We start from the raw sequence: 21,319 nt of genomic DNA, 5'->3' as shown, positions 1-21,319 counted from the left end.
TAAAGCATTGCGCCACTAGTCTGAAAGTGACCCTACCCCGTCGATTTTCCTGAACCCTTTATTGCGCTGCGCATCTGGTGCAGAGTAGCTAGGCCCGCCTCGCACTTCGGGCACTCATCCACATGCCGTCGAATCCTGGCGCTGCCTGGCATTCGTCCGTCGTTGAGGACGAATTTCCCGAAATGCTGCGACACGTCAGCACAAGAGTCCGTTGCCTTTACGAGAACGTGATCCTGGAAATATGCCTGCCGAAGTCCTTTCCGCGCGCGTATGAGCAACGCCGATACACCGTTCGGCGTCAATCCCATGATCGGCGCCACCGCTGCCGGTTTCATGGTTTCCACCTCGCTGTACCAAAGCACAGCCTGCCAACGCATCGGCAGGGACCGGAATGCTTCAATGAGCGAGGACGTCTCCAAGGAACGGAGATAGGGATCCTCATATCCGGTGTCGCCATCCCCATTCAGGAGGTCGCTCAAGAAGCCAGCGCGCCTCGCCTGTACGTTGCGACGATGTGCCGTTCTTCGCACAGTGGTCACCAGATAGGCCCTGAAAGAGTCCGCCGGTCCCCTGCCACTAGCCAGAGCCTGAAACACAGACGCAATTGCCTCTCCCACAACATCGTCCACGTCCGACAGATTGTCGGTCTCCACCCGGGCCACGTACGCGGCGAGTTTTTTGTACCTACCAAAAAGTTCGGCAAAGGCAGAAAACTGCCCAGCCCGCACCGCGGAAACCAAAGACACGTCACACCACCCAAGCGGCTCGGCCCTCTCCAGACCCTCGACCGCCTGCAGGCCGGGGTTCGGCACGGTCGCCCCACTCCCCCGCCGCTGGCCGCACAATGTCCCTCCGCAGGAGCATGGCTTTGGATCCGCGGCTAACTGCGGGTAGATCAGGTTCGCAGCGCACATGGCCCCTCTTGGTCGTCAGAGTTCTTCGCGGACCCTAGAATCTAGGCAGCACGATCAAAACGCCACGGAAAACGCAGCGAATTGAGGGGAAGTGGGTGTTCAATGCAGGATTACGACTTGGACAGCCGTGACCTGAGGCTTCTTCATGCCCTGCAGATTCGTCCGCGAGCACCTTGGGCCACACTCGCGCCCATCGTCGGGGCAGACGCTGTTACCCTCGCCAGGCGCTGGAGCGCTCTTCAGGATCAGGGGCTGGCCTGGTTGGCAAGCTACCGGGGACCCGGAGCGAAATATGTGGGCGCAATCATTGAGGTGGAATGCACACCTTCACGCATTGCCGAGGCAACAGAGGATCTCGCCCGCGACGACGAAGTACTTTCCATTGACCAAACCATCGGCGGCCGGGATCTGGTGGTGACGTTACTGTGCCGGACTGACGCCGACTTGGCAGGGTTTGTGCTGGACCGGCTTACAAACGTGACAGGCGTGATCGGCACCCGTACACACCGTGGTATCCGGCTCCTCGCCGATGCGCAGCTCTGGCGGCTGCGCTCGCTCCAGGACCACGAGGCGCGCCAACTGGAATCGAGTATTCCACAGCCTGCAGCCGCCCCAAGAGGCATCTCCGCAGAGATCGAAGACCAACTTGCCGGCATTCTGCGTTCCAACGGCCGAGCCTCCGTGGCGGAGATTTCCGAAACGCTTGGGATCAGCACCACGCGGGCAAGAAACGCGCTGTCCACCATCCTTGCCGAGAAGCGCATGGTGTTGCGCTTGGAGGTGGCGCGACCCTACTCCCCCTGGCCAGTCGCCGTTTGGTACTTCCTGCGCGTTCCGGCCACGATGGTGGAATCCGTTGCAGAAAAGCTCGTCGGCCTGCACGAGGTCCGTCTGGTCGCCACCACCGGCGGGCTCTACTCAATCCTGATGCTGGTATGGCTTCGGCGGGTTGAAGACATGACACCCCTGGAGAGGCAGCTGGGCGAGAGGCTTCCGTTCGCAGAGATCCTCGACAGATGCATAGTGCTGCGAACTCCCAAACACATGGGCAACAGGCTCACCTCTGACGGAAGGCGCATCACCTAGGGTGATCACAGCGCCCAGCTACTACTCCTGGGCCCCTGCAATGTTGACCAACCAGCCGATCCCGAATCTGTCGACGCACATTCCAAAGGTGTCACCCCAAGGGGCCATCTCGAGCGGCACGGTGACCGTACCGCCGTCGACGAGTTTGTCCCAGTAACCGCGGAGCTCGGCTTCATCCGACGACTCTCCGCTCAAGGAGACGGAGATATTGTCGCCGGGGTTGTACTCCATGCCATTCGGGGTGTCGGCAGCCATCAACGTCAATCCGCCGGGAGTTTCCAACATGGCGTGCATGACTTTGCCGGCCTCTGCTGGATCGTCACTGGCTTGGTAGTCGCCGAAAGTGCTGATGTTCAGTTCACCGCCAAAGACGGACTCGTAAAACGTTATGGCGTCCCGAGCATTGTCCCGGAATGAAATGTACGGATTGAGGCGGGTTGTCATTGGTCGGCTCTCCTTCTTGTTGAGACTCCTTGGTCCCCCGTCAGAGGCTAATACCGTGACATCGCCCACACAACGGCCGACGCGAATTCCCCTGATCACCGCAGCAGCACCTGGAGGTAACTTTCGCGTGGGAGGGATGCCCCGGATAGTGTCGGGAGTATGTCTTCACCCTCACGACTGTGGATACCCGCAGCCCTTGCCGATCTTTTCTTGATTCTTGCCTTCGCCGCCGTTGGACGGGACGCGCACGCCCGCGGTGACATCATCTCGGGAGCTTTTGCCACAGCGTGGCCGTTCCTGGCCGGGGCAGCGATCGCCTGGGTGGTTGCACGTGCTTGGCGGGCGCCCATGGCTGCATGGCCGTCCGGAGTTTTCATATGGCTCGGCGCAGTCGCTGTGGGAATGCTGCTGCGGGCTGTTACAAGCCAAACCGTCGTGCTGCCTTTTGTCCTGGTGGCTTTGGTCACCCTTGGCATTTTCCTGCTCGGATACCGGCTTATCACTTCATCGCTCATGAGGGTATCGCGCCGACGGCAACGCCGGGTCTGATCAATCCCCCTGTACGAGGGAATGCACTAGGCTGGAAAACGTCCGCAACGATGCATTTTCGGAAAGGCCCCACGTGATCACCGCTTTCGTCCTGATCAAAACCGATGCCTCACGCATACCGGAGACCGCCGAGCAGATTTCGGCCATTCAGGGCATCAGCGAGGTGTACTCCGTCACCGGAGAGTGGGACCTCATTGCGGTGGCCAGGGTGACTAAACACGACGAGCTTGCCGATGTGATCGCGGACCGCCTGTCAAAGGTTGCCTCGGTGGTCCACACCACCACACACATTGCCTTCCGCGCCTATTCCCAGCACGACCTCGACGCAGCCTTCGCACTCGGCTTCGAGTAGCAGCGGGACGGCTGGTCTTCAGCTTTGGCTAAGAGCAGTCCACTTGGCGAGCACTCCGGCAGCCTTGCCTGAATCCACGGATTCCGCCGCCCGGGCAAAAGCGGTCCGCATCCGGTCCTCAAGGCTCCCTTCGGCGTCCAGATCGATTGACACCAATCCAGCAGCCGCATTCAGTAGTACGGCGTCGCGTACAGGCCCCTGTTTGCCGTCGAGGATATCGCGCACTACGGCCGCATTGGCAGCGGCGTCCCCTCCGCGAAGGTCAGCAACCGTCGAAGGACGAATACCGAGGACCTGAGGCGAGAAGATTTGCTCCCTGACGGTTCCGTTCCTGATTTCCCAGACCGTCGATGACCCTGTGGGGGTCAACTCATCGAGGCCGTCGTCTCCTCGGAATACCAGCCCCCGGCTGCCGCGGCGGGCCAGGACTCCTGCCACCAACGGCGCCATGCGGGCGTTGGCAACACCCACAGCCGAAGCTTGAACGTGCGCGGGATTGGTCATCGGCCCAAGGAAATTGAAAGCCGTGGGAACAGCCAGTTCACGGCGCGGAACAGCGGTATGCCGGAATGAGGGGTGGAAGACCTGCGCGAAGCAGAAAGTGATTCCCGCCTCCTCTGCGTTCCGGGCCACCTGCTCGATTGACAGATCCAAACGAACGCCCAGCGCCTCTAGAACGTCGGCCGACCCGGAAGTGGAAGATGCAGCCCGGTTGCCGTGCTTTACCACTTTGGCCCCCGCGCCGGCAGCAACAAGGGCAGCCATGGTGGAGATATTTACCGTGTTCAGGCGGTCTCCACCGGTTCCGACAATGTCCAGCTTCTCACCGGAAATATTGATGGGGTTGGCATGCTGGACCATGGCCTCAACAAGACCGGCCAGCTCTTCGACCGTCTCGCCCTTGGCACGGAGCGCAACAAGGAACCCCGCAATCTGAGCCGGCGTCGCCTCTCCGGACATGATGGTGTTCATGGCCCACTCTGTGTTGCCCACTGCAAGGTTGTCGCCGTTGATCAGTGCTGAGATGAGCCCTGGCCAGGTATTGCTGGCTGCAGGTGCCGTTGCCGGAGAAGTCACTCCCTGATGCTATCGACCCAGCCACGCCGATGACCAATGTGAACGCGACCGGGAACTTTTCCGCGCGAATTCGCGTCTTTGTAGAAAAAGTCTCCTGAATCGGTGGTTTGCATTGGGAAGTCTGGACTTTTACAGACATAATGTCCTTGTGACATCTGCGACCCATGCCCCCAGTACCCCGGCGCACCCGACGCTGAACCGCCCCAACTTGGTTTCTGTTGGAACCGTTGTTTGGCTGTCCAGTGAGTTGATGTTCTTCGCCGGCCTCTTTGCCATGTACTTCACCCTGCGCTCCACATCCGGATTGATGTGGGCCGAGGAGACGGCCAAGCTCAACTTCCCGTTTGCGCTCGTCAACACCATCGTCCTTGTGGCAAGTTCCTTTACTTGCCAGATGGGCGTCTTTGCCGCCGAGCGACTCGAGCCACGCCGTACCGGCGGGCTCCTGCAGTTCACACGGTGGGGAATGACCGAATGGTTTGCCCTGACGTTCATCATGGGAGCTTTCTTCGTGGCCGGCCAGACCACGGAATACGCCATGCTCGTCTCAGAGCACGTGTCCCTGTCGTCCAACGCCTATGGCTCTGCCTTCTACATGACTACCGGCTTCCACGGCCTGCACGTCATTGGCGGACTGATCGCGTTCCTGTTCATCATGGGTCGAGCCTTTGCAGCCAAGAAGTTCGGCCACTTTGAAGCAACATCGGCGATCGTCACCTCGTACTACTGGCACTTCGTCGACGTTGTGTGGATCGGCCTCTTCCTGGTCATCTACGTACTCAAGTAAGCCCGGCCTTGACTCTTTTTCTACAAGAGGCAGAATTTCAAGAAGCGGCTCGCGGAGCCGACGCAGGATCGAAAAAAGGAACCACCACGTGAAGGCACTATCGCAGAAGCGACGTCACCCACTGGCAGCCATTGCGCTGTTGCTGATGGGCCTCCTCCTCACTGGTGGGCTGTACGCCGTTGCCACAACTGTCAACCAGGCCAAGGCCGACACCACAAGCTTCAGCGCGAGTGACGTAGAAGAAGGCGGCAAGCTTTTTGCCGCCAACTGCGCCACCTGCCACGGCATGGGTGCCAGCGGAACCCAGGACGGCCCCTCGCTGGTCGGCGTGGGTGCTGCTGCAGTTGACTTCCAGGTTGGCACCGGCCGTATGCCCATGCAGATGAGTGGCCCGCAGGCCCAGAAGAAGCCCGCGCAGTTCAACGCGGAGCAGACCAAGCAACTTGCTGCTTATGTTGCATCCCTCGGCGCAGGTCCGGCCATTCCCGAGGCAAACCTCCTCGACGGAAAGGGAGACGCAGCCAACGGTGGCGAACTCTTCCGCGTCAACTGCGCCATGTGCCACAATGCCGCAGCTGCCGGTGGTGCCCTGACCCGGGGCAAGTTTGCCCCCGCGTTGGCAGGCGTGAGTGCTGAACACATTTATGAGGCCATGGTTACCGGTCCGCAGAACATGCCCGTCTTCAGCGACTCCAACGTCACGCCTGAAGACAAGCGCGACATCATCACCTTCCTGAAGACCATTGAATCCAACGGTTCTCCCGGCGGCGCTGATCTTGGCGCACTCGGTCCGGTATCCGAAGGTCTGTTTGTCTGGGTCGCCGGGTTGGGCGTCATCATCGCATTCACCATCTGGTTGACGTCCCGCACGTCCTAATCCGGACACGAAACTTCTGCTGCACGGTCAGCAGTTTGAAACTGAAAATAACTCGGCCCCGGCCGAGACAACGAGAGAAGGATGAGGCGAATTATGGGCAACCATAGTGACGGCAGTCCGAACCACTCGGGCACCGTAGCTACGGCTGGTCAGAATGAGGTGGAGAAGTTCCAGGATCCTGGACTTCCTCCGCATCGTTTGCGCCTGGCTGACACGGACCCGGTAGCCGCAAAGCGCGCCGAGCGTCAGGTAGCCATTCTGTTTGGCACCTCCGTCATCGGTACGCTGGTGTTCCTGGTGGCATACTTTGCCATCGATTTGGGCGACGATACCTCGATTGCGACCATCCGCACCCAGAACCTCCTTCTGGGTCTGGGCACTGCGTTCGCAATGCTGGGTATTGGCACTGGAATCGTGCACTGGGCCAAGGCCCTGATGCCCGATCACGAAGTGTCGGAAGAGCGCCACGCTATCCGTACTGAAGAAGATCGCCAGGCTGCTGTGCGAATCGTTGACGACATCGTGGACGAGACCGGCATTAAGCGTCGCCCGCTGATCCGCAATACCCTTCTTGGTGCCGTTGCCCTCGCTCCCCTGCCTGCCCTCGCTATCTTCGGCGATCTGGGTCCGCGGCCGGACGACGCTTTGGCACACACAATGTGGGCGCCTGAGGGCGACAAACTCAAGCGCCTGACCCGTGATCCTGATGGCACCCCCATCAAGGCCTCGGACGTCACCATTGGTTCTGCGTTCCACGTGATCCCCGAAGGTCTCAATGAACTCCACGAAGGCAAACTGAACGAGAAGGCTAAAGCTGTCGTTCTGTTGATGCGCCTGGACCCGGACTCCTTGAACCCCTCAGAGGGTCGTGAAAACTGGAGCTACAACGGCATCGTTGCTTACTCCAAGATCTGCACGCACGTCGGTTGCCCGGTTGCTCTTTACGAGCAGCAGACGCACCACCTTCTGTGCCCCTGCCACCAGTCCACATTCGACCTGACGCAAGAATGCAAGGTCATCTTTGGACCGGCAAGCCGTCCGCTCCCGCAGCTGCCCATCGCAGTTGACGCAGAGGGCTACCTCGTCGCTACCAGCGACTTCAGAGAACCTGTAGGACCGAGTTACTGGGAGCGTGACGAGCATGAGCGCCTCATCAACAGCTGAAGCCCCCTTCGTTCCGAAGACCAAAGTTGGTAGTTTCACCAACTTCGTGGACGAGCGTGTTGGCGGTTCCGGCATCCTGCGCGAGTTCGGCCGGAAGGTCTTCCCTGACCACTGGTCGTTCATGTTCGGTGAGGTGGCGCTGTACTCCTTCGTCATCTTGCTGATGTCAGGTACCTTCCTGACCTTTTTCTTCGACCCGTCCATGGCGGAAACCCACTACCAGGGTTCGTACACGCCGCTGTACAACGTCGAAATGTCCGTTGCTTACAGCTCGTCGCTGAACATCTCGTTCGACGTTCGCGGCGGCCTGTTCATGCGCCAGGTTCACCACTGGGCAGCACTGTTGTTCGTGGCCTCCCTCGGTGTTCACATGCTGCGTGTCTTCTTCACCGGCGCGTTCCGTAAGCCCCGTGAAATGAACTGGGTTGTGGGCGGCGTGCTGCTCATCCTCGCAATGGCTGCCGGCTTCACCGGCTACTCCCTCCCCGATGACCTTCTGTCCGGCAACGGCCTGCGCATCATTGATGGTGTTATCAAGTCCATCCCGGTCATCGGAACGTACACGTCCTTCTTCCTCTTCGGTGGAGAGTTCCCGGGCACGGCCATCATCGGCCGTCTTTACGTTCTGCACATCCTGTTGGTACCGGCCCTCATCCTCCTGATGATTGTCATCCACCTATTCATGGTGGTTGTTCACAAGCACACCCAGTACCCCGGCCCAGGACGCAATGACGGAAACGTCGTCGGCTACCCCCTCGGACCGGTGTACGCTGCCAAGGCCGGCGGATTCTTCTTCATCGTCTTCGGTGTCCTGGCACTCATGGCTGCTGCATTCACGATCAACCCGATCTGGAACTACGGCCCGTACGATCCCTCCCCGGTTTCGGCCGGTACCCAGCCTGACTGGTACATCGGGTTCGTTGATGGTGCCCTGCGCCTCATGCCCGGTGTCATCAATGACTTCCACTTCGAATGGGTCATCTTCGGTCGCACCCTCACATTGAACGTCCTGCTTCCCGCTCTTGTACCGGCCGGAATCATCTTCACTGTGCTGTTCATGTACCCGTGGATCGAGCGCTGGGTTACCAAGGACAACCGCGAGCACCACGTCCTGGACCGTCCGCGCAACGCCCCTACCCGCACTGCTATCGGTGTTGCCGGATTCACCTGGTACTGCGTGATGTGGGCAGCTGCCGGTTCGGACCTCATTGCCACGCACTTCCACGTGTCGTTGAATGATGTGACGTACTGGCTTCGGACCCTGTTCTTTATTGGCCCCATCATCGCCTTCATCGTGACCAAGCGAATCGCACTTGCCCTTCAGCGCAAGGACCGCGAAATCGCACTTCATGGCCGCGAAACAGGCCGTATCGTGCGGCTCCCCCACGGTGAGTTCATCGAGGTCCACGCCCCGCTGGATGAATACAAGCGCTACAAGCTTGTCGGGTTCGAGTCACCGGCTCCCATCCCGGCCCAGCCGAACGAGCATGGCGTTGTTACCCGTAAGGAGAAGCGCCGTGCGGCACTCTCCCGCTGGTTCTTCGAAGACCGTGTTGCCCCTGCAACGCCTGCGGAACTCGAAGCAGCCCACGCTCATGGCCACCACGAGGCCATAGCAGCTGGAGAAGAGCAGAAGAGTCTGAGCCACTAGCGGTTCATTACTCAAACCAAACGAAGGGCCCGGTCCACATGGACCGGGCCCTTCGTTTGTGCCGCTACAGGTACTGCCGGGGTTATTGAGTGCGGTACCCCGAGGAATAGTTCCGTGTGGGACGGATGCCAGGCCGCTGCAAGGGCACCCAGAGCTTGTATCGGTCAGCCCGGTAGTAGGAAACCGAATAGTCCACCATCGCACGGGCTACAAACGCGTGACGTTGTATTTTGAGCAGCGGTGCTCCGACGTCAACATTCAGAAGCCTGGCAGTGGACGGAGAAGCCGCAGTGGCCTCAATCATGTCTTCGCCCCACTCCATAACCAAGCCGAATCGTTCGCTCAGAACGTTATATAGCGAGGTTGGAGGTGCCTCGTCGAGCAAGCCAGGCACTCGATGGGCAGGTATGAAGTTCTCGTCTACGCTCATAGGCTCGTTATCGGCAAGCAGTAAACGCCTGAACCGCACCAGTGGAGTGCCCTCGTCCAGTTGAAGTTCCCTGGCCAGGAAAGCGCTGGCAGCAATCTGTTCGAAGCTCAGGACCTTGGCGGCGGGCACCATCCCGCGACGCTGCATCTCCTCGCTGTAGGAGGTCAACTTCACCTGCAGATCCAGCTTTGGCTTCCTGACAAACGTTCCGAGGCCGACCACCCGCTCAATGACCTCTTCGCCTACGAGGGCGTCAATTGCCTGCCGGACAGTCATTCGCGCCAACCCGAACCGTTCCGACAGGTCCCGCTCGGATGGAAGCGCGGACCCGGGCGGGCAGGACTGGACAATGAACGTCCTGAGGATCTCGCGGAGCTGAACATAGATGGGGGTGCCGCTGGCGCGGTCGATCTCACCGGCTATGCTTGCTGCCTCAGCCACGGCAGATGTCCAGCAATTGAGTCATGTTCCAAGGATAATTCAGCAGGACCGCAGGTCTATACCACCGAAGTCCGCGGTGGAAGACCACCACCCCGGCGGCTAGGCTTGTGTGGAACATTTTTCAGACGGAGTCCGTCGCGTATCAAAGGAGCCGGGTTGCCGGAGCAGAAAACCTTCGTGGCCGCCGAGATTGGCTTGCATGCACGGGCGGCCGCGGTATTTGTTCGTGCTGTGACGGAAACCGGGCTGCCGGTGACCATCCGCAAGCACAACGGAGCACCCGTTGATGCCCGTTCTCTTCTTGAAGTAATGACCGAGGACTTCGACCAAGGTTGCGAAGTCTACCTAAACATCGCTCCTGAGGATCTCAGCGGCGATCAGACTATCCCGATGGCGGAGAGGGCGCTCCTCGCTCTTTCAGCCGTCCTGGAGGGCACACAGGCCCGCTAAGAGCCATCTCGGCGACCTCGCGAGACGCCTCTGGCCCCTTGGGCGGACGCGCTCGGCCCTGTGGGCAACTGACCTACGGGATGAAGTTAAAGAAGATGGGCCCCACCACAAGGTGGGGCCCATCTTTGTGTCACCAATTACTTAGTGGGCGTGGTCTCCACGGCTGTATTCGAAGACCCAACCAACCAGGGCGATGATGGCGAGGCCACCAGCCACGTAGGTGATCCAGAAACCCACTGCCAATCCGAGGAAGCCACCGGCACATGCCAGGCCCAGAACCAGCGGCCACCAGCTCCAGGGGCTGAAGTGGCCCTGCTCACCGGCGCCCTCATGAATCTCAGCGTCGGGGCGGTCCTCGGGCCGAAGACCAATGCGCTTACCGGTGAACCCGAGGTAGGCGCCGATCATGCCGGCCAGACCACCCACCAGGAGGATTCCCAGTACGCCGACCCATTCAGTCCATTCCGTCAAGAAACCGTAAACGATGGTTACGGGGATGAAGAAGAAGACTCCGGCCCCAAAGAGCCACGATTCGATTTTCATTTGCTGACGTCCCTCTGGTCTGCGTTACCCAAAACAGCTGCTGCGGGTGACGGGGCTTCGGCGGTGTGAACCTGGGCCAACTCCGGGTGGTGAAGGTCCAAGGCCGGGCGCTCGGAGCGGATACGGGGCAAGGAGGTGAAGTTGTGGCGCGGCGGCGGGCAGGATGTTGCCCATTCAAGCGAAGCGCCGAAGCCCCAAGGATCATCCACTTCAACCTTCTTGTTGCTTCGCCACGTGATGTAGACGTTCCAGAAGAACGGCAGGAGCGAAGCACCCAGGACGAAGGAGGAGATGGTGGAGAACTGGTTCATCCACGTGAAGTTGTCCTGCGGCATGTAATCGGCGTATCGACGCGGCATGCCTTCAACACCGAGCCAGTGCTGGATCAGGAAGGTGCCGTGGAAGCCCAGGAACAGGAGCCAGAAGTGAATCTTGCCAAGGCGCTCGTTGAGCATCTTGCCCGTCCACTTGGGCCACCAGAAGTAGAAGCCTGCGAACATCGCGAACACGACGGTACCGAAGACGACGTAGTGGAAGTGAGCCACCACGAAGTAGGAGTCGGAGACGTGGAAGTCCAGTGGCGGCGACGCCAGGATGATGCCGGTCAGACCGCCGAAGAGGAATGTCACCAGGAAGCCGATGCTCCACAGCATGGGAGTTTCGAACGTTATGGAGCCCTGCCAGAGAGTACCGATCCAGTTGAAGAACTTCACACCTGTTGGAACAGCGATGAGCATGGTCATGAACGCGAAGAACGGCAACAGCACGGATCCGGTCACGTACATGTGGTGAGCCCACACGGTAACGGACAGAGCGGCGATGGCGATAGTTGCGTAAACAAGACCCTTGTAGCCAAAGATCGGCTTCCGGCTGAAGACCGGGAAGATCTCCGAGACAATACCGAAGAACGGCAGCGCGATGATGTACACCTCGGGGTGTCCGAAGAACCAGAACAGGTGCTGCCAAAGGACTGCACCGCCGTTCTCGGGATCGAAGATGTGCGCTCCAAAGCGGCGGTCGGCACCGAGCGCGAACAGGGCAGCTGCAAGCGGCGGGAAGGCCATCAGAACCAGGATCGCCGTAACAAGCGTGTTCCAGGTGAAGATCGGCATACGCCACATGGTCATGCCCGGTGCACGCATGCAGATGATGGTGGTGATGAAGTTGACGGCACCAAGGATGGTTCCGAACCCGGACAGCGCCAGGCCAAAGACCCAGAGGTCACCACCTACGCCGGGGCTGAACGTCGTGTTGGACAACGGCGCGTAAGCGAACCAGCCAAAGGATGCAGCACCCTGCGGGGTGATGAAGCCGGACACGGCGATGGTGGAACCGAAAAGGAAGAACCAGAACGCCAGAGCATTCAGACGGGGAAAGGCGACGTCGGGGGCGCCGATCTGCAACGGCATAATGACGTTGGCGAAGCCGGCGAACAGCGGCGTTGCGAACATCAGGAGCATGACGGTGCCGTGCATGGTGAACATCTGGTTGTACTGCTCTTTGGTCTGCAGGATCTGCATGCCGGGTTCGAACAGTTCAGCGCGGATCAACAGCGCCATGACGCCACCGAGGCAGAAGAACACGAAGGACGCGATCAGGTACATGTACCCGATGGTCTTGTGGTCGGTGGAGGTGATCCAGTTGACGACGATGCGCCCCTTGGACTTAGGAACTACCGGAGCTTCGAGAACCCCCGGTGCGGATTGAGTGTACGTAGCCACGTCGCTTCCCTTACTTGGATTCGTTCAGGTTCGGGTTGCGGTCATATTCCGCACCGAGGAGGCCCGTGTTGCCTTCCTGGCGAAGCTTGTCCATGTGAGCCTGGAATTCAGACTCGGAGACAACCTTGACGCGGAAGAGCATTTCGGAGTGGTATTCACCGCAGAGTTCGGCACACTTGCCATCGAAGGTGCCCTCCTTGGTGGGGGTGAACCTGATGTAGTTCGTCTTGCCCGGGATCATGTCGCGCTTCTGAAGGAAGGCGGGTACCCAGAATGAGTGGATGACGTCGCGGGAGTTGAGCTCCAGGTCCACAGACTTGCCTACGGGCAAGTACAGGGTGGGGAGCAGTTCCTTGTCGACTTCATTGCCGGTCAGGTGGGCCTGAACGCCCGCCTCGTGGAGGTCTTCATTGATGACCTCACCTTGCTTGTAGTTAAAGTCCCATGCCCACTGCTTGCCGCGGACGTCAACAACGACGTCGGCAGGCTGGGAGCGGTCATCGATCGCACGCTGGTCCTGGTCGGTGAAGTAGAAGAACACCAGCACCATGAAGAGCGGGATGGTCAAGTAGAAGACCTCGAGCGGCAGGTTGTAGCTGAGCTGCTTGGGGAAACCCGTGGTGCCCTTGCGGCGACGGTAAGCGATGATGCACCAGACCAGGAGGCCCCACGTGATGATACCGACTGCCAAGGCGGCGATCCATGAGTTGACCCAGAGGTCCATGATCCGGTCAGTGTGGTTGGTCGTGCCGCGCTCTGTAGGCAGCCAACCCTTCTCTACCTCTGGTGAACATCCGGTCAAAACCAACGCGCCGGCTAGTGCCAAGCCAGTGATCGATGTGATCTTTATGCGTCGGCTGCCGGTTCGGTTCTGCGAACTCACAGACGGCCCTTCCTCTTGTTGCTGTCTCCCGGCAGGCCGAAGGCTCACCGGGCACACTAAAAGTTTTACTACCCGATGTAGAGCTTACCGCTATCACGCGGTTTTCGCGCACATGTCAGCGCCGTGGCTCCGAACGAATTCAAACTCGCTCGAAGGGGCGCCGACATGCGGCGATGGCTCACATCAGTGGAACGAATCGCCGCAGGCGCAAGACCCGCCGGCGTTCGGGTTATCGATGGTGAATCCTTGCTTCGAAATGGTGTCTTCGAAGTCGATGCTGGCACCACTGAGGTAAGGAACGCTCATCTTGTCCACTACCACCTCAACGCCGTCGTAATCGCGCACAGCATCTCCGTCGAGCAAGCGCTCATCGAAGTAGAGCTGGTAGATCAGGCCCGAGCATCCGCCAGGCTGGACTGCAACGCGCAGTCGGAGGTCTGTGCGCCCTTCCTGCTCGAGGAGGCTGCGGACCTTGCCCGCGGCGACGTCGGTCAGATTGACCTCGTGCGTGGCCAGTTCGTCGTCGTTGGTGACGAGCTGTGCTCCGGTGCTGTTTTCGTTGGTTGCAGTGCTCATTGGCCTACCTTCTTATGAAGCTCTTGGCGGCGGCGCCGGAACGCTGCCTGCCCTTACCCAATTACGTACGGGTTATAGCTAATGCTACGTCGCGCAGGCCCTTAGCTATAACTCTTGACGTAACCACAGACTGCAAGTGGTTGTTCCCCGCGCGCCGCAGGAGCCTACCCGGCCAGGCCTTCGGCGTTCAGCCGGGCCAACATCAAGGCCTCCGCCAACACTGCATGCCGGAAGTCTCCTATATGCAATGATTCGTTGGCACTATGCGCACGGGAATCAGGGTCCTCGACGCCGGTGACCAGGATCTGGACATCCGGATACATCTCCAGGAGATCGGCGATGAACGGGATGGAGCCTCCGATCCCCATTTCCACCGGCTGGACTCCCCACGATTCCCCCAGCGCCCACAAAGCCACCCGCGCTGCAGCGGACGTCGTATCGGTGGAAAAGGCATTGCCCCTCTCCCCCGGCGTGAACGTCACCCTGGCGCCGAACGGGGCATGGGATTCGACGTGCTGCTTGAGCGCCGTCATGGCGGCTTCCGGGTCCTGCCCCGGCGCCAACCGCATGCTGAACTTTGCCCGCGCCGACGGTATGAGGGTGTTGGATGCAACATCTACGGCCGGGACGTCCATGCCAATGATGGACAATGCCGGCTTGGTCCACAAACGCGAGGCGATGGTTCCACTTCCGGCGAGCCTCACGCCGTCGAGCACGGATGCATCGGCCCGGTAGTCAGCTTCGGTGAGATCAACTGCCACCTCGTCCCGGCCGACGAGGCCGGCCACTGCGACATTCCCGGCGTCGTCGTGAAGGGTGGCTATGAGCCGCGACAAAAGAGTAGGGGCATCGAGCACGGGGCCGCCGAACATGCCTGAATGGACCGCGTGCTCCAAGACGCGCACTTCGAAAGTTCCGTCAACCAGGCCGCGAAGGCTGGTAGTGAGGGCAGGCACGCCCACCTTCCAGTTGCTGGAGTCGGCAACGACGATCACATCGGCCCGGAGAAGTTCCTGGTGCTCCTCAAGGAAAGTGCGGAAGGTAGGTGATCCGGCTTCTTCTTCGCCTTCAAAGAAGAAGGTCACGCCGAGCCCGAAGTCGTCCCCCAGGACTTTTGTCACGGCACTGTAGGCGGCAAGGTGCGCCATGATGCCTGCTTTGTCGTCGGCGGCACCCCGACCATACAAGCGGCCATTCCGCTCTTGAGCGACAAAGGGCTCGGAGTTCCAGAGGCTGCTGTCACCCGGAGGCTGGACGTCGTGGTGGGCGTACAGCAGGATGGTCGGCTTGCCTGCGGCGGCAGGTCGGCGCGCGACGACGGCAGGACCACCGGGCGTACCGTCAGCCTTGTTGCATCGAAGGATACGGACGTCCTCCATACCGGATTCCTTGACCAGGGAGGCGACGGCGTCAGCGCTCCGGTCAAGTTCCTTGGGATCAAAACTCGGCCACGCAATACCGGGAATAGCCACCAGGTCTTCCAACGATGCGACAGTAGCGTCAAAGGATTCGTTGACAGCCGTGGTCAGTGCCTCGACAGGAGTGGAGCCGGAGAGCCCTTGCTTGTTCTGCGGGATGTCCGCATGTGCTGAAGTCATGGGCCACACTTTACCGTCGGGGATTCTCCCCCGAGGCAAGCACGGCCCGAACCACAAGGCTGCACATAAGCCAGAGGGTCCGGGCTATGGGACACGTAACCTGCACCACCTTCCCGAGGGGTATTCTGTATGGGTGTTCGGACGCAAAAAGGAAGAGCCCAGCGCTCAATCAGTAGTAGATCAGGCCTACGCCACCGCACCGGAGCCCGGTGCTGGAAAGGGCGCCCCTACGCCCAAGCGGAAGGACCAGGAAGCGGCCCGCAAGCGCCCTTTGGTTCCCACCGATCGTAAGGCCTCCAAGGCAGCGGAAAGGGTGGCCATCCAGGACCAGCGGCAGAAAATGCGGCAGGCCCTTGATACGGGAGACGAGAAATTTCTCCCCTATCGGGACAAGGGCCCCCAGAAGCGGTACACACGTGACTACGTTGACGCACGCTTCAGCCTGGGTGAGTACCTCATGTTCGGCGCTTTGCTGTTCGTAGTGATCTCCCTGATCATCCCGCCCACCAGCGCCGGCATCAGCTACGTCCTTATTGGCTTCTGGATCATGTTCCTTGCAGTCTTTGTGGACGTCTTCATCCTCTCCCGCAAACTTCGCAAGCGCCTTACGGAGAAGTTCGGTGAAGTGGAACGTGGTTGCATCTGGTACGGCTGCATGCGCGCCCTTCAGTTCCGCAAGCTACGTCTTCCGAAACCTCAGGTGAAGCGCGGACAGTACCCCGCCTAGGCGCCACAACCCTCAAGCAAATAAAGAGACCCCGGACCATTGGTCCGGGGTCTCTTTGTATGCTTCCAGGTTAGGTTGCCACGATTATGCGGCCGCCCGTCGGCGAAGTTTCACAAGACCTTTGTTGATTCTCGAAGCCCAGAAAGGACCTTCGTAAAGGAAAGCAGTGTAGCCCTGCACCAACGTGGCCCCGGCATCGAGCCGGTCCTGAACATCCTGCGGGGTGGCAACGCCACCAACTGCAATGAGGACAAGCTGATCCCCTACCGAGTTCTTGAGCCTGCGCAACACCTCGAGGGATCGCTGCTTGAGGGGCGCACCCGACAAGCCGCCCGCGCCAAGAGACTCCACCTTCGCAGCGTCGGAGACGAGCCCGTCGCGGGAAATGGTGGTGTTGGTGGCTATGATTCCGTCAAGTTTCAGGTCCAGGGCAAGCCGCGCGACGTCGTCGATATCTTCATTGGAGAGGTCCGGCGCAATCTTGACCAACAGGGGAACGTGCCGCCCGGCCGCTTCGTCGGCGGCGTCGCCAACAGCGCGGAGAAGGGGCCGCAGGCTTTCCACGTTCTGCAGCAGACGCAGCCCCGGAGTGTTGGGAGAGCTTACATTCACCACCAGGTAATCTGCCGCGGGCGCCAGGCTCCGGGCACTGACCAGGTAGTCCTCGGTAGCGTCCTCGAGCTCAACCAGCTTGGTCTTGCCGATATTGACCCCGATAATCGGCCGGACGTCCGGGTGCAGCCGCTGCAGAGCAGCCCGTGCTGCCTTGAGTCTGGGCGCGACTGCGGCGGCGCCGTCGTTATTGAACCCCATCCGGTTGATGACCGCTTTGTCCTCTATCAAGCGGAAGAGGCGCGGCTTTTCATTACCGGGCTGTGCCTGGCCCGTAATGGTCCCCACTTCTACATGTCCGAATCCAAGCTCGGACAAGGCTTCGATGCCGTGGCCCTCCTTGTCGAATCCTGCCGCCAGGCCGAACGGGGAGGGAAAGGTAAGCCCCAGCGCCTCCGTGCGGAGGGAAGGATCAGGAGTTGTCATTTTGGCAAGGATCCTCCCAACACCGGAACGGTGGGCCGCACGGATTCCTTGGAAGCCGATCTTGTGGGCCTTCTCGGCATCCATCCAGGAGAAGGCCAACTTAAAGAATGTGGGGTAAACACGCATGATCCTAGTTTTCCCGCTTACCCACCACTCACCAAACCCGTGACCTGCCCTGGCGCTAGCATGTAGGCATGCCGCTGGATAATCGTGATGCAGATCATGGAACCCAAAAGGTCAGTGCAGACATTGTGGTGATAGGCGCGGGCTTAGCCGGGCTGGTTGCCGCTGCCACGGCGTATGCAGCCGGCAAGACCGTGGCAGTCCTGGACCAGGAACCGGAGGCATCCGTCGGCGGCCAGGCGCACTGGTCATTTGGCGGACTCTTCATGGTCAACACGCCGGAGCAGCGGCGGTTGGGAGTGAAGGACAACGCTGAACTCGCCCTATCAGATTGGCTTGCGTCGGCAGCATTTGATCGGATCCAAGACGGCAACGCAAGGAAATGGGCCGAAGCATATGTCGACTTCGCGTCAGGCGAGAAACGTCGATGGCTGCGGAGCCTCGGTGTTGGCATTTTTCCGCTGGTGCAATGGGCGGAGCGTGGCGGCTACGGGCCGCGGGGCCACGGCAACACAGTCCCCCGGTTCCACGTCACGTGGGGAACCGGACCCGCGCTGGTAGAGCCGTTCCTCGCCAAGGTGCGCGAGGGCGTTGATAACCGCAGAATAAGTCTCCACTTCAGGCACCGCGCAGCGTCGCTGACCAGGGCAGCGGGCAGGGTCACCGGCGTTTCCGGAGACGTACTGGAGGGGTCGACGGCGGCGCGAGGCCAGCAGTCCGGACGCAGGGTCGCAGGGAGCTTTGAGGCAAAGGCAGGCGCCGTGGTGGTGACGACCGGAGGCATCGGAGGTAACCACGCAGCAGTCCGCCGGCAATGGCCGGGCAACACTGCACCGGATGACATGCTCAGCGGAGTACCGGCGTCCGTTGACGGCGACTTCCTGTCCGCGGTTGAATCCGCCGGCGGTTCCTTGATCAACGGCGACAGAATGTGGCATTACCCTGAAGGAATTCACAACTACCACCCCGTGTGGCCCAATCATGGAATCCGGATTCTGCCCGGGCCTTCCTCCCTATGGCTGGATGCAGAAGGCCATCAGCTGCCCGCGCCATTGTTCCCGGGCTTCGACTCACAGGGAGCACTTCGACACATTGTGGGAACGGGACATGGATACTCTTGGTTTGTCCTGAACCGCACCATCGCCCTCAAAGAACTGGCACTGTCCGGGTCCGAGCAGAATCCTGACCTCACGAATAAGGACGTACGGCTGCTCGCATCCCGTCTGCGACCCACGACGGACGCGCCCATTCAACGCTTCTTGGACCGGGGCGCTGACTTTCTTCAGGCCTCATCTCCTGCGGGTCTTGCCGAACGTATGAACCAGCTCTCAGGAGCCTTCTTGATTGACGCTGCTGAACTTGGGGCAGTGATCCGTGCACGGGATGACCAGGTGAGCAGCGGCTTGGGCAAAGACCCCCAGCTGGCCGCCATCAGGGCGGCGCGCCGATTCGCTACCGACAAACTCATGCGGGTTGCTCCCCCGCACCGACTGACAGATCCCCAACACGGTCCCCTGATTGCCATCCGCCTTTCTGTGGTAACGCGGAAAAGCCTGGGCGGAATCACCACTGATCTGCACTCCCGGGTGCTTGACGGAGACGGTATGGCCATCCCCGGCCTCTATGCTGCCGGCGAAGCGGCCGGCTTTGGAGGCGGTGGTATCCACGGTTACCGGGCCTTGGAAGGAACATTCCTGGGAGGTTGCCTCTTCACCGGGAGGGCTGCCGGCCGGCACGCCGCTGCCAGTGTCTAAGCTGGAGCCATGGAGTGGACCGCTGACATATTGGGAACCGACTTCCAATCCTGCGGCCTTGAGGCCGCGGGCCCGGATGGCGTCATCCGGCATGCCACGCTGATCCGGTACAGGGCCCAGCCAGGAATTCAGGCCAGCGACGACCCCCAGCCACCGGCAAAGCGCTACGGCGCCATACTTTTCCTGCACGGTTGGAGTGACTACTTCTTCAATACGGAGCTGGCGGGCTTCTGGGCCGACCAAGGCTATGATTTTTACGCGCTGGACATGCACAACCATGGCCGGAGCCTCCGTGCCGACATGCCGGGCGGCTATGTTGCCAACCTGACCGACTACGACGCCGAGATTGAAGAAGCCATCACCACCATTCATGCGGATCGCGGTGTTTCCCCAACCGGAAGCCTGACACTGATGGGCCATTCAACCGGGGGTTTGGTGGCAGCGCTGTGGGCCAGCCGCCATCCCGATAGGGTCCAGTACCTGGTCCTCGACAGCCCATGGCTGGAGATGCACGGCAGTTCACTGGTGCGACGCGCCGCGCAAGCCATGGTGTCTCCGCTTGCTAGGATCCGCCCCGAGACCATCTTGAGGCTGCCTGAGCGCGGCTTCTACTTCCGGAGCATCAGCAGTACCGCTGAAGGGGAATGGACCCTGGATGAAAACTACCGGCCTCCGCTTGCGTTTCCGGTCCGAGCCGGCTGGCTGAGTGCTGTGTTTGCCGGCCATGCACAAGTGGCCCGCGGCTTGATGCTGGAGATGCCGGTCCTCGTGCTGACGTCCACCACCAGCGCCAACGGTATGGTGTGGCAGGAATCGATGCGCCGTTCCGATGCCGTGCTCGACGTGGGTGTCATCGCTTTGCGGGCCATGGCTTTGGGGCGGACAGTTACCCTGGAACGCATCGATGGAGCCCTCCACGATGTCTTTCTCTCTGCCCCGGCCGTGCGGAAAGACGCCTATGCACGGCTTGCCCGGTGGGTCAACGGATTCATGGACAACAAGGAGCCGGAGCATCGGCGGGGAGGAGACACATGACCACCACGGAGGAGTCGGTTTCGCTGTGGCAACCGGACATTCTTGGCCACGGATACGAGTGCATGCGCTTGCCTATGAAAGCCGATGAAGAAGGGCCGGTCACGGCCACGCTCGTCAGGTACGCACCGCCGGCAACCCAGCCGTCCCCGCCAGGGATGCTTGACTTCCTGGCCTCCTTTACGAAGCGCAAACGACGCCCCGCACCAGCTGATCCCGGCGGAGCACCCAGAGTAGTTCTCTATTTGCACGGGTGGGCTGACTATTTCCTGCAAACCGAACTTGCCGAGTACCTGACGGCATCCGGCTTTCATTTCTATGCCCTGGACCTGCGGAAGTTCGGCCGCAGCCTGCTGCCAGGGCAGACACCTGGCTACACCTCGGACCTCGGCGTCTACGACGAAGACCTCGCAGCAGCCTTACGCGAGATCGAACGGGATGTCGCGCGAAGGACGGGTAGTTCCACGTCGCCTACCATCCACATGCTCGCCCACTCCTTGGGCGGGTTGATCGCTGCCCTCTGGGCGGACCGCCATCCCGGCCGGGTGGGTACACTCGTCCTGAACTCGCCGTGGCTCGAACTCCAGGGAAGTAGCTTGGTCCGCAGCATCGCCATGCATCTGGTTGAACCATTCGCCCGGACCGATCCCAAGCGTCCTTACAGATTTCCGGAAATGCCTGCGTACTGGGAAAGCGTCAGCAACGAGGGACATGGTGAGTGGATCCTGGATCCGGTGTGGCGGCCGCGGGCTTCGTTTCCCATCCGGGCTGGATGGACAAAAGCGGTGCTGGCAGGCCACGCAGCCGTAGAGCGCAAGCTCAACATCGACGCGCCCGTGTTGGTTCTTCTGTCCGGGCGGACACGGATCCAAGCCGAATGGACTGCGGACCTAATGCGCGCCGATGCGGTCATCGACGTCGAGGAGACCTCACGGAGGGCCCTGGGCCTTGCCCGGCGGACTGCTGTGTTCCGCTATCCCGGAGCCCTGCACGACGTCTTTCTCTCACGGCGGACCGTCCGCCAACAGGCTTACCGGGACGTGGCGGTGTGGCTGGCTGCTTATCCGTACTGATTTAGCAAGTGCATGCTACTTCGCTGGCG

General features: G+C 60.6%; 22 protein-coding genes. 12 read left to right on the top strand and 10 right to left on the bottom strand.

Features of this window, described 5'->3' with window-relative positions:
- Positions 1-32 precede the first annotated feature (32 nt).
- Positions 33-914 carry a sigma-70 family RNA polymerase sigma factor gene (locus EU811_RS24745; RefSeq protein ID WP_142939133.1) on the bottom strand — a complete coding sequence of 294 codons (882 nt, stop codon included), beginning with the start codon at positions 912-914 and terminating at the stop codon, positions 33-35.
- Positions 915-1,016: 102 nt separating this feature from the next.
- Here EU811_RS24745 and EU811_RS14995 point away from each other — a divergent pair, with 102 nt between their 5' ends.
- Positions 1,017-2,000 carry an Lrp/AsnC family transcriptional regulator gene (locus tag EU811_RS14995; RefSeq protein ID WP_142939132.1) on the top strand — a complete coding sequence of 328 codons (984 nt, stop codon included), beginning with the start codon at positions 1,017-1,019 and terminating at the stop codon, positions 1,998-2,000.
- A gap of 21 nt (positions 2,001-2,021) precedes the next feature.
- Here the strand turns inward: EU811_RS14995 and EU811_RS14990 are convergent, their stop codons facing one another.
- The gene (locus EU811_RS14990) at positions 2,022-2,444 is read right to left on the bottom strand and encodes a VOC family protein (RefSeq protein ID WP_142939131.1); all 423 of its coding nucleotides are present in this window, start codon (positions 2,442-2,444) and stop codon (positions 2,022-2,024) included.
- Positions 2,445-2,603: 159 nt separating this feature from the next.
- Between EU811_RS14990 and EU811_RS14985 the strand changes: the two genes are divergently transcribed.
- Complete coding sequence (locus EU811_RS14985; RefSeq protein WP_142939130.1) at positions 2,604-2,993, top strand: DUF3054 domain-containing protein; 390 nt, start codon at positions 2,604-2,606, stop codon at positions 2,991-2,993.
- A 73-nt stretch (positions 2,994-3,066) separates the two neighbouring features.
- Positions 3,067-3,345, top strand: a complete 279-nt coding sequence (locus EU811_RS14980) for an Lrp/AsnC family transcriptional regulator (protein ID WP_017197606.1) — start codon at positions 3,067-3,069, stop codon at positions 3,343-3,345.
- 18 nt (positions 3,346-3,363) lie between these two features.
- Here the strand turns inward: EU811_RS14980 and trpD are convergent, their stop codons facing one another.
- A complete protein-coding gene (gene trpD / locus EU811_RS14975) occupies positions 3,364-4,422 on the bottom strand; it encodes an anthranilate phosphoribosyltransferase (protein ID WP_142939129.1) in 1,059 nt (352 codons plus the stop codon).
- A 148-nt stretch (positions 4,423-4,570) separates the two neighbouring features.
- On the opposite strand from trpD, the gene ctaE reads away from it, so the two are divergent.
- The 4 genes from ctaE to qcrB all read left to right on the top strand — a co-directional run bounded on the left by ctaE (position 4,571) and on the right by qcrB (position 8,901).
- A complete protein-coding gene (ctaE, locus tag EU811_RS14970; protein WP_142939128.1) occupies positions 4,571-5,209 on the top strand; it encodes an aa3-type cytochrome oxidase subunit III in 639 nt (212 codons plus the stop codon).
- A gap of 88 nt (positions 5,210-5,297) precedes the next feature.
- Complete coding sequence (gene qcrC, locus EU811_RS14965) at positions 5,298-6,086, top strand: cytochrome bc1 complex diheme cytochrome c subunit (protein WP_142939127.1); 789 nt, start codon at positions 5,298-5,300, stop codon at positions 6,084-6,086.
- 93 nt (positions 6,087-6,179) lie between these two features.
- On the top strand, positions 6,180-7,250 hold the full coding sequence (gene qcrA, locus EU811_RS14960) for a cytochrome bc1 complex Rieske iron-sulfur subunit (protein WP_142939126.1): 1,071 nt from the start codon (positions 6,180-6,182) through the stop codon (positions 7,248-7,250).
- Positions 7,228-8,901, top strand: a complete 1,674-nt coding sequence (qcrB, locus tag EU811_RS14955; protein WP_142939125.1) for a cytochrome bc1 complex cytochrome b subunit — start codon at positions 7,228-7,230, stop codon at positions 8,899-8,901. The genes qcrA and qcrB overlap by 23 nt, the downstream gene beginning before the upstream one ends.
- 82 nt (positions 8,902-8,983) lie before the next feature.
- Here qcrB and EU811_RS14950 read toward each other — a convergent pair whose 3' ends face one another.
- Positions 8,984-9,772 (bottom strand): GntR family transcriptional regulator, encoded by a 789-nt coding sequence (locus tag EU811_RS14950; protein WP_142939124.1) that lies wholly within the window; start codon positions 9,770-9,772, stop codon positions 8,984-8,986.
- A gap of 156 nt (positions 9,773-9,928) precedes the next feature.
- On the opposite strand from EU811_RS14950, the gene EU811_RS14945 reads away from it, so the two are divergent.
- Positions 9,929-10,222 carry an HPr family phosphocarrier protein gene (locus tag EU811_RS14945; RefSeq protein WP_165450194.1) on the top strand — a complete coding sequence of 98 codons (294 nt, stop codon included), beginning with the start codon at positions 9,929-9,931 and terminating at the stop codon, positions 10,220-10,222.
- 141 nt (positions 10,223-10,363) lie between these two features.
- Here the strand turns inward: EU811_RS14945 and EU811_RS14940 are convergent, their stop codons facing one another.
- From EU811_RS14940 to EU811_RS14920, 5 genes are all read right to left on the bottom strand, one after another.
- The gene (locus EU811_RS14940) at positions 10,364-10,765 is read right to left on the bottom strand and encodes a cytochrome c oxidase subunit 4 (protein WP_142939122.1); all 402 of its coding nucleotides are present in this window, start codon (positions 10,763-10,765) and stop codon (positions 10,364-10,366) included.
- Positions 10,762-12,486 (bottom strand): aa3-type cytochrome oxidase subunit I, encoded by a 1,725-nt coding sequence (gene ctaD, locus EU811_RS14935; protein ID WP_011774899.1) that lies wholly within the window; start codon positions 12,484-12,486, stop codon positions 10,762-10,764. Before ctaD ends, EU811_RS14940 begins: the two co-directional genes overlap by 4 nt.
- A 10-nt stretch (positions 12,487-12,496) precedes the next feature.
- The gene (ctaC, locus tag EU811_RS14930) at positions 12,497-13,369 is read right to left on the bottom strand and encodes an aa3-type cytochrome oxidase subunit II (RefSeq protein WP_062069602.1); all 873 of its coding nucleotides are present in this window, start codon (positions 13,367-13,369) and stop codon (positions 12,497-12,499) included.
- Positions 13,370-13,552: 183 nt separating this feature from the next.
- Entirely contained in the window at positions 13,553-13,945 is a 393-nt protein-coding gene (locus EU811_RS14925; protein ID WP_011774901.1) for a HesB/IscA family protein, read from the bottom strand.
- A 164-nt stretch (positions 13,946-14,109) separates the two neighbouring features.
- A complete protein-coding gene (locus EU811_RS14920; RefSeq protein ID WP_142939121.1) occupies positions 14,110-15,543 on the bottom strand; it encodes a dipeptidase in 1,434 nt (477 codons plus the stop codon).
- Positions 15,544-15,676: 133 nt separating this feature from the next.
- Here EU811_RS14920 and EU811_RS14915 point away from each other — a divergent pair, with 133 nt between their 5' ends.
- Positions 15,677-16,270 carry a DUF3043 domain-containing protein gene (locus EU811_RS14915; RefSeq protein WP_142939120.1) on the top strand — a complete coding sequence of 198 codons (594 nt, stop codon included), beginning with the start codon at positions 15,677-15,679 and terminating at the stop codon, positions 16,268-16,270.
- An 84-nt stretch (positions 16,271-16,354) separates the two neighbouring features.
- Here EU811_RS14915 and EU811_RS14910 read toward each other — a convergent pair whose 3' ends face one another.
- Positions 16,355-17,434 (bottom strand): quinone-dependent dihydroorotate dehydrogenase, encoded by a 1,080-nt coding sequence (locus tag EU811_RS14910; protein WP_142939119.1) that lies wholly within the window; start codon positions 17,432-17,434, stop codon positions 16,355-16,357.
- A gap of 68 nt (positions 17,435-17,502) precedes the next feature.
- Here EU811_RS14910 and EU811_RS14905 point away from each other — a divergent pair, with 68 nt between their 5' ends.
- The 3 genes from EU811_RS14905 to EU811_RS14895 are packed head-to-tail and all read left to right on the top strand — an operon-like array spanning position 17,503 to position 21,290.
- Positions 17,503-19,185 (top strand): FAD-binding dehydrogenase, encoded by a 1,683-nt coding sequence (locus tag EU811_RS14905; protein WP_142939118.1) that lies wholly within the window; start codon positions 17,503-17,505, stop codon positions 19,183-19,185.
- 9 nt (positions 19,186-19,194) lie between these two features.
- Positions 19,195-20,220: an alpha/beta hydrolase gene (locus EU811_RS14900; protein WP_142939117.1), complete on the top strand. Its 1,026-nt coding sequence runs from the start codon at positions 19,195-19,197 to the stop codon at positions 20,218-20,220.
- Positions 20,217-21,290, top strand: a complete 1,074-nt coding sequence (locus EU811_RS14895) for an alpha/beta hydrolase (RefSeq protein ID WP_142939116.1) — start codon at positions 20,217-20,219, stop codon at positions 21,288-21,290. Before EU811_RS14900 ends, EU811_RS14895 begins: the two co-directional genes overlap by 4 nt.
- Positions 21,291-21,319 lie beyond the last annotated feature (29 nt).

It is taken from the genome of Arthrobacter sp. TS-15 (assembly GCF_006964045.1).
GTDB lineage: Bacteria > Actinomycetota > Actinomycetes > Actinomycetales > Micrococcaceae > Arthrobacter.
Note: the sequence above shows the minus strand (reverse complement) of the source record. Positions and strands in the feature narration are given on the sequence as shown.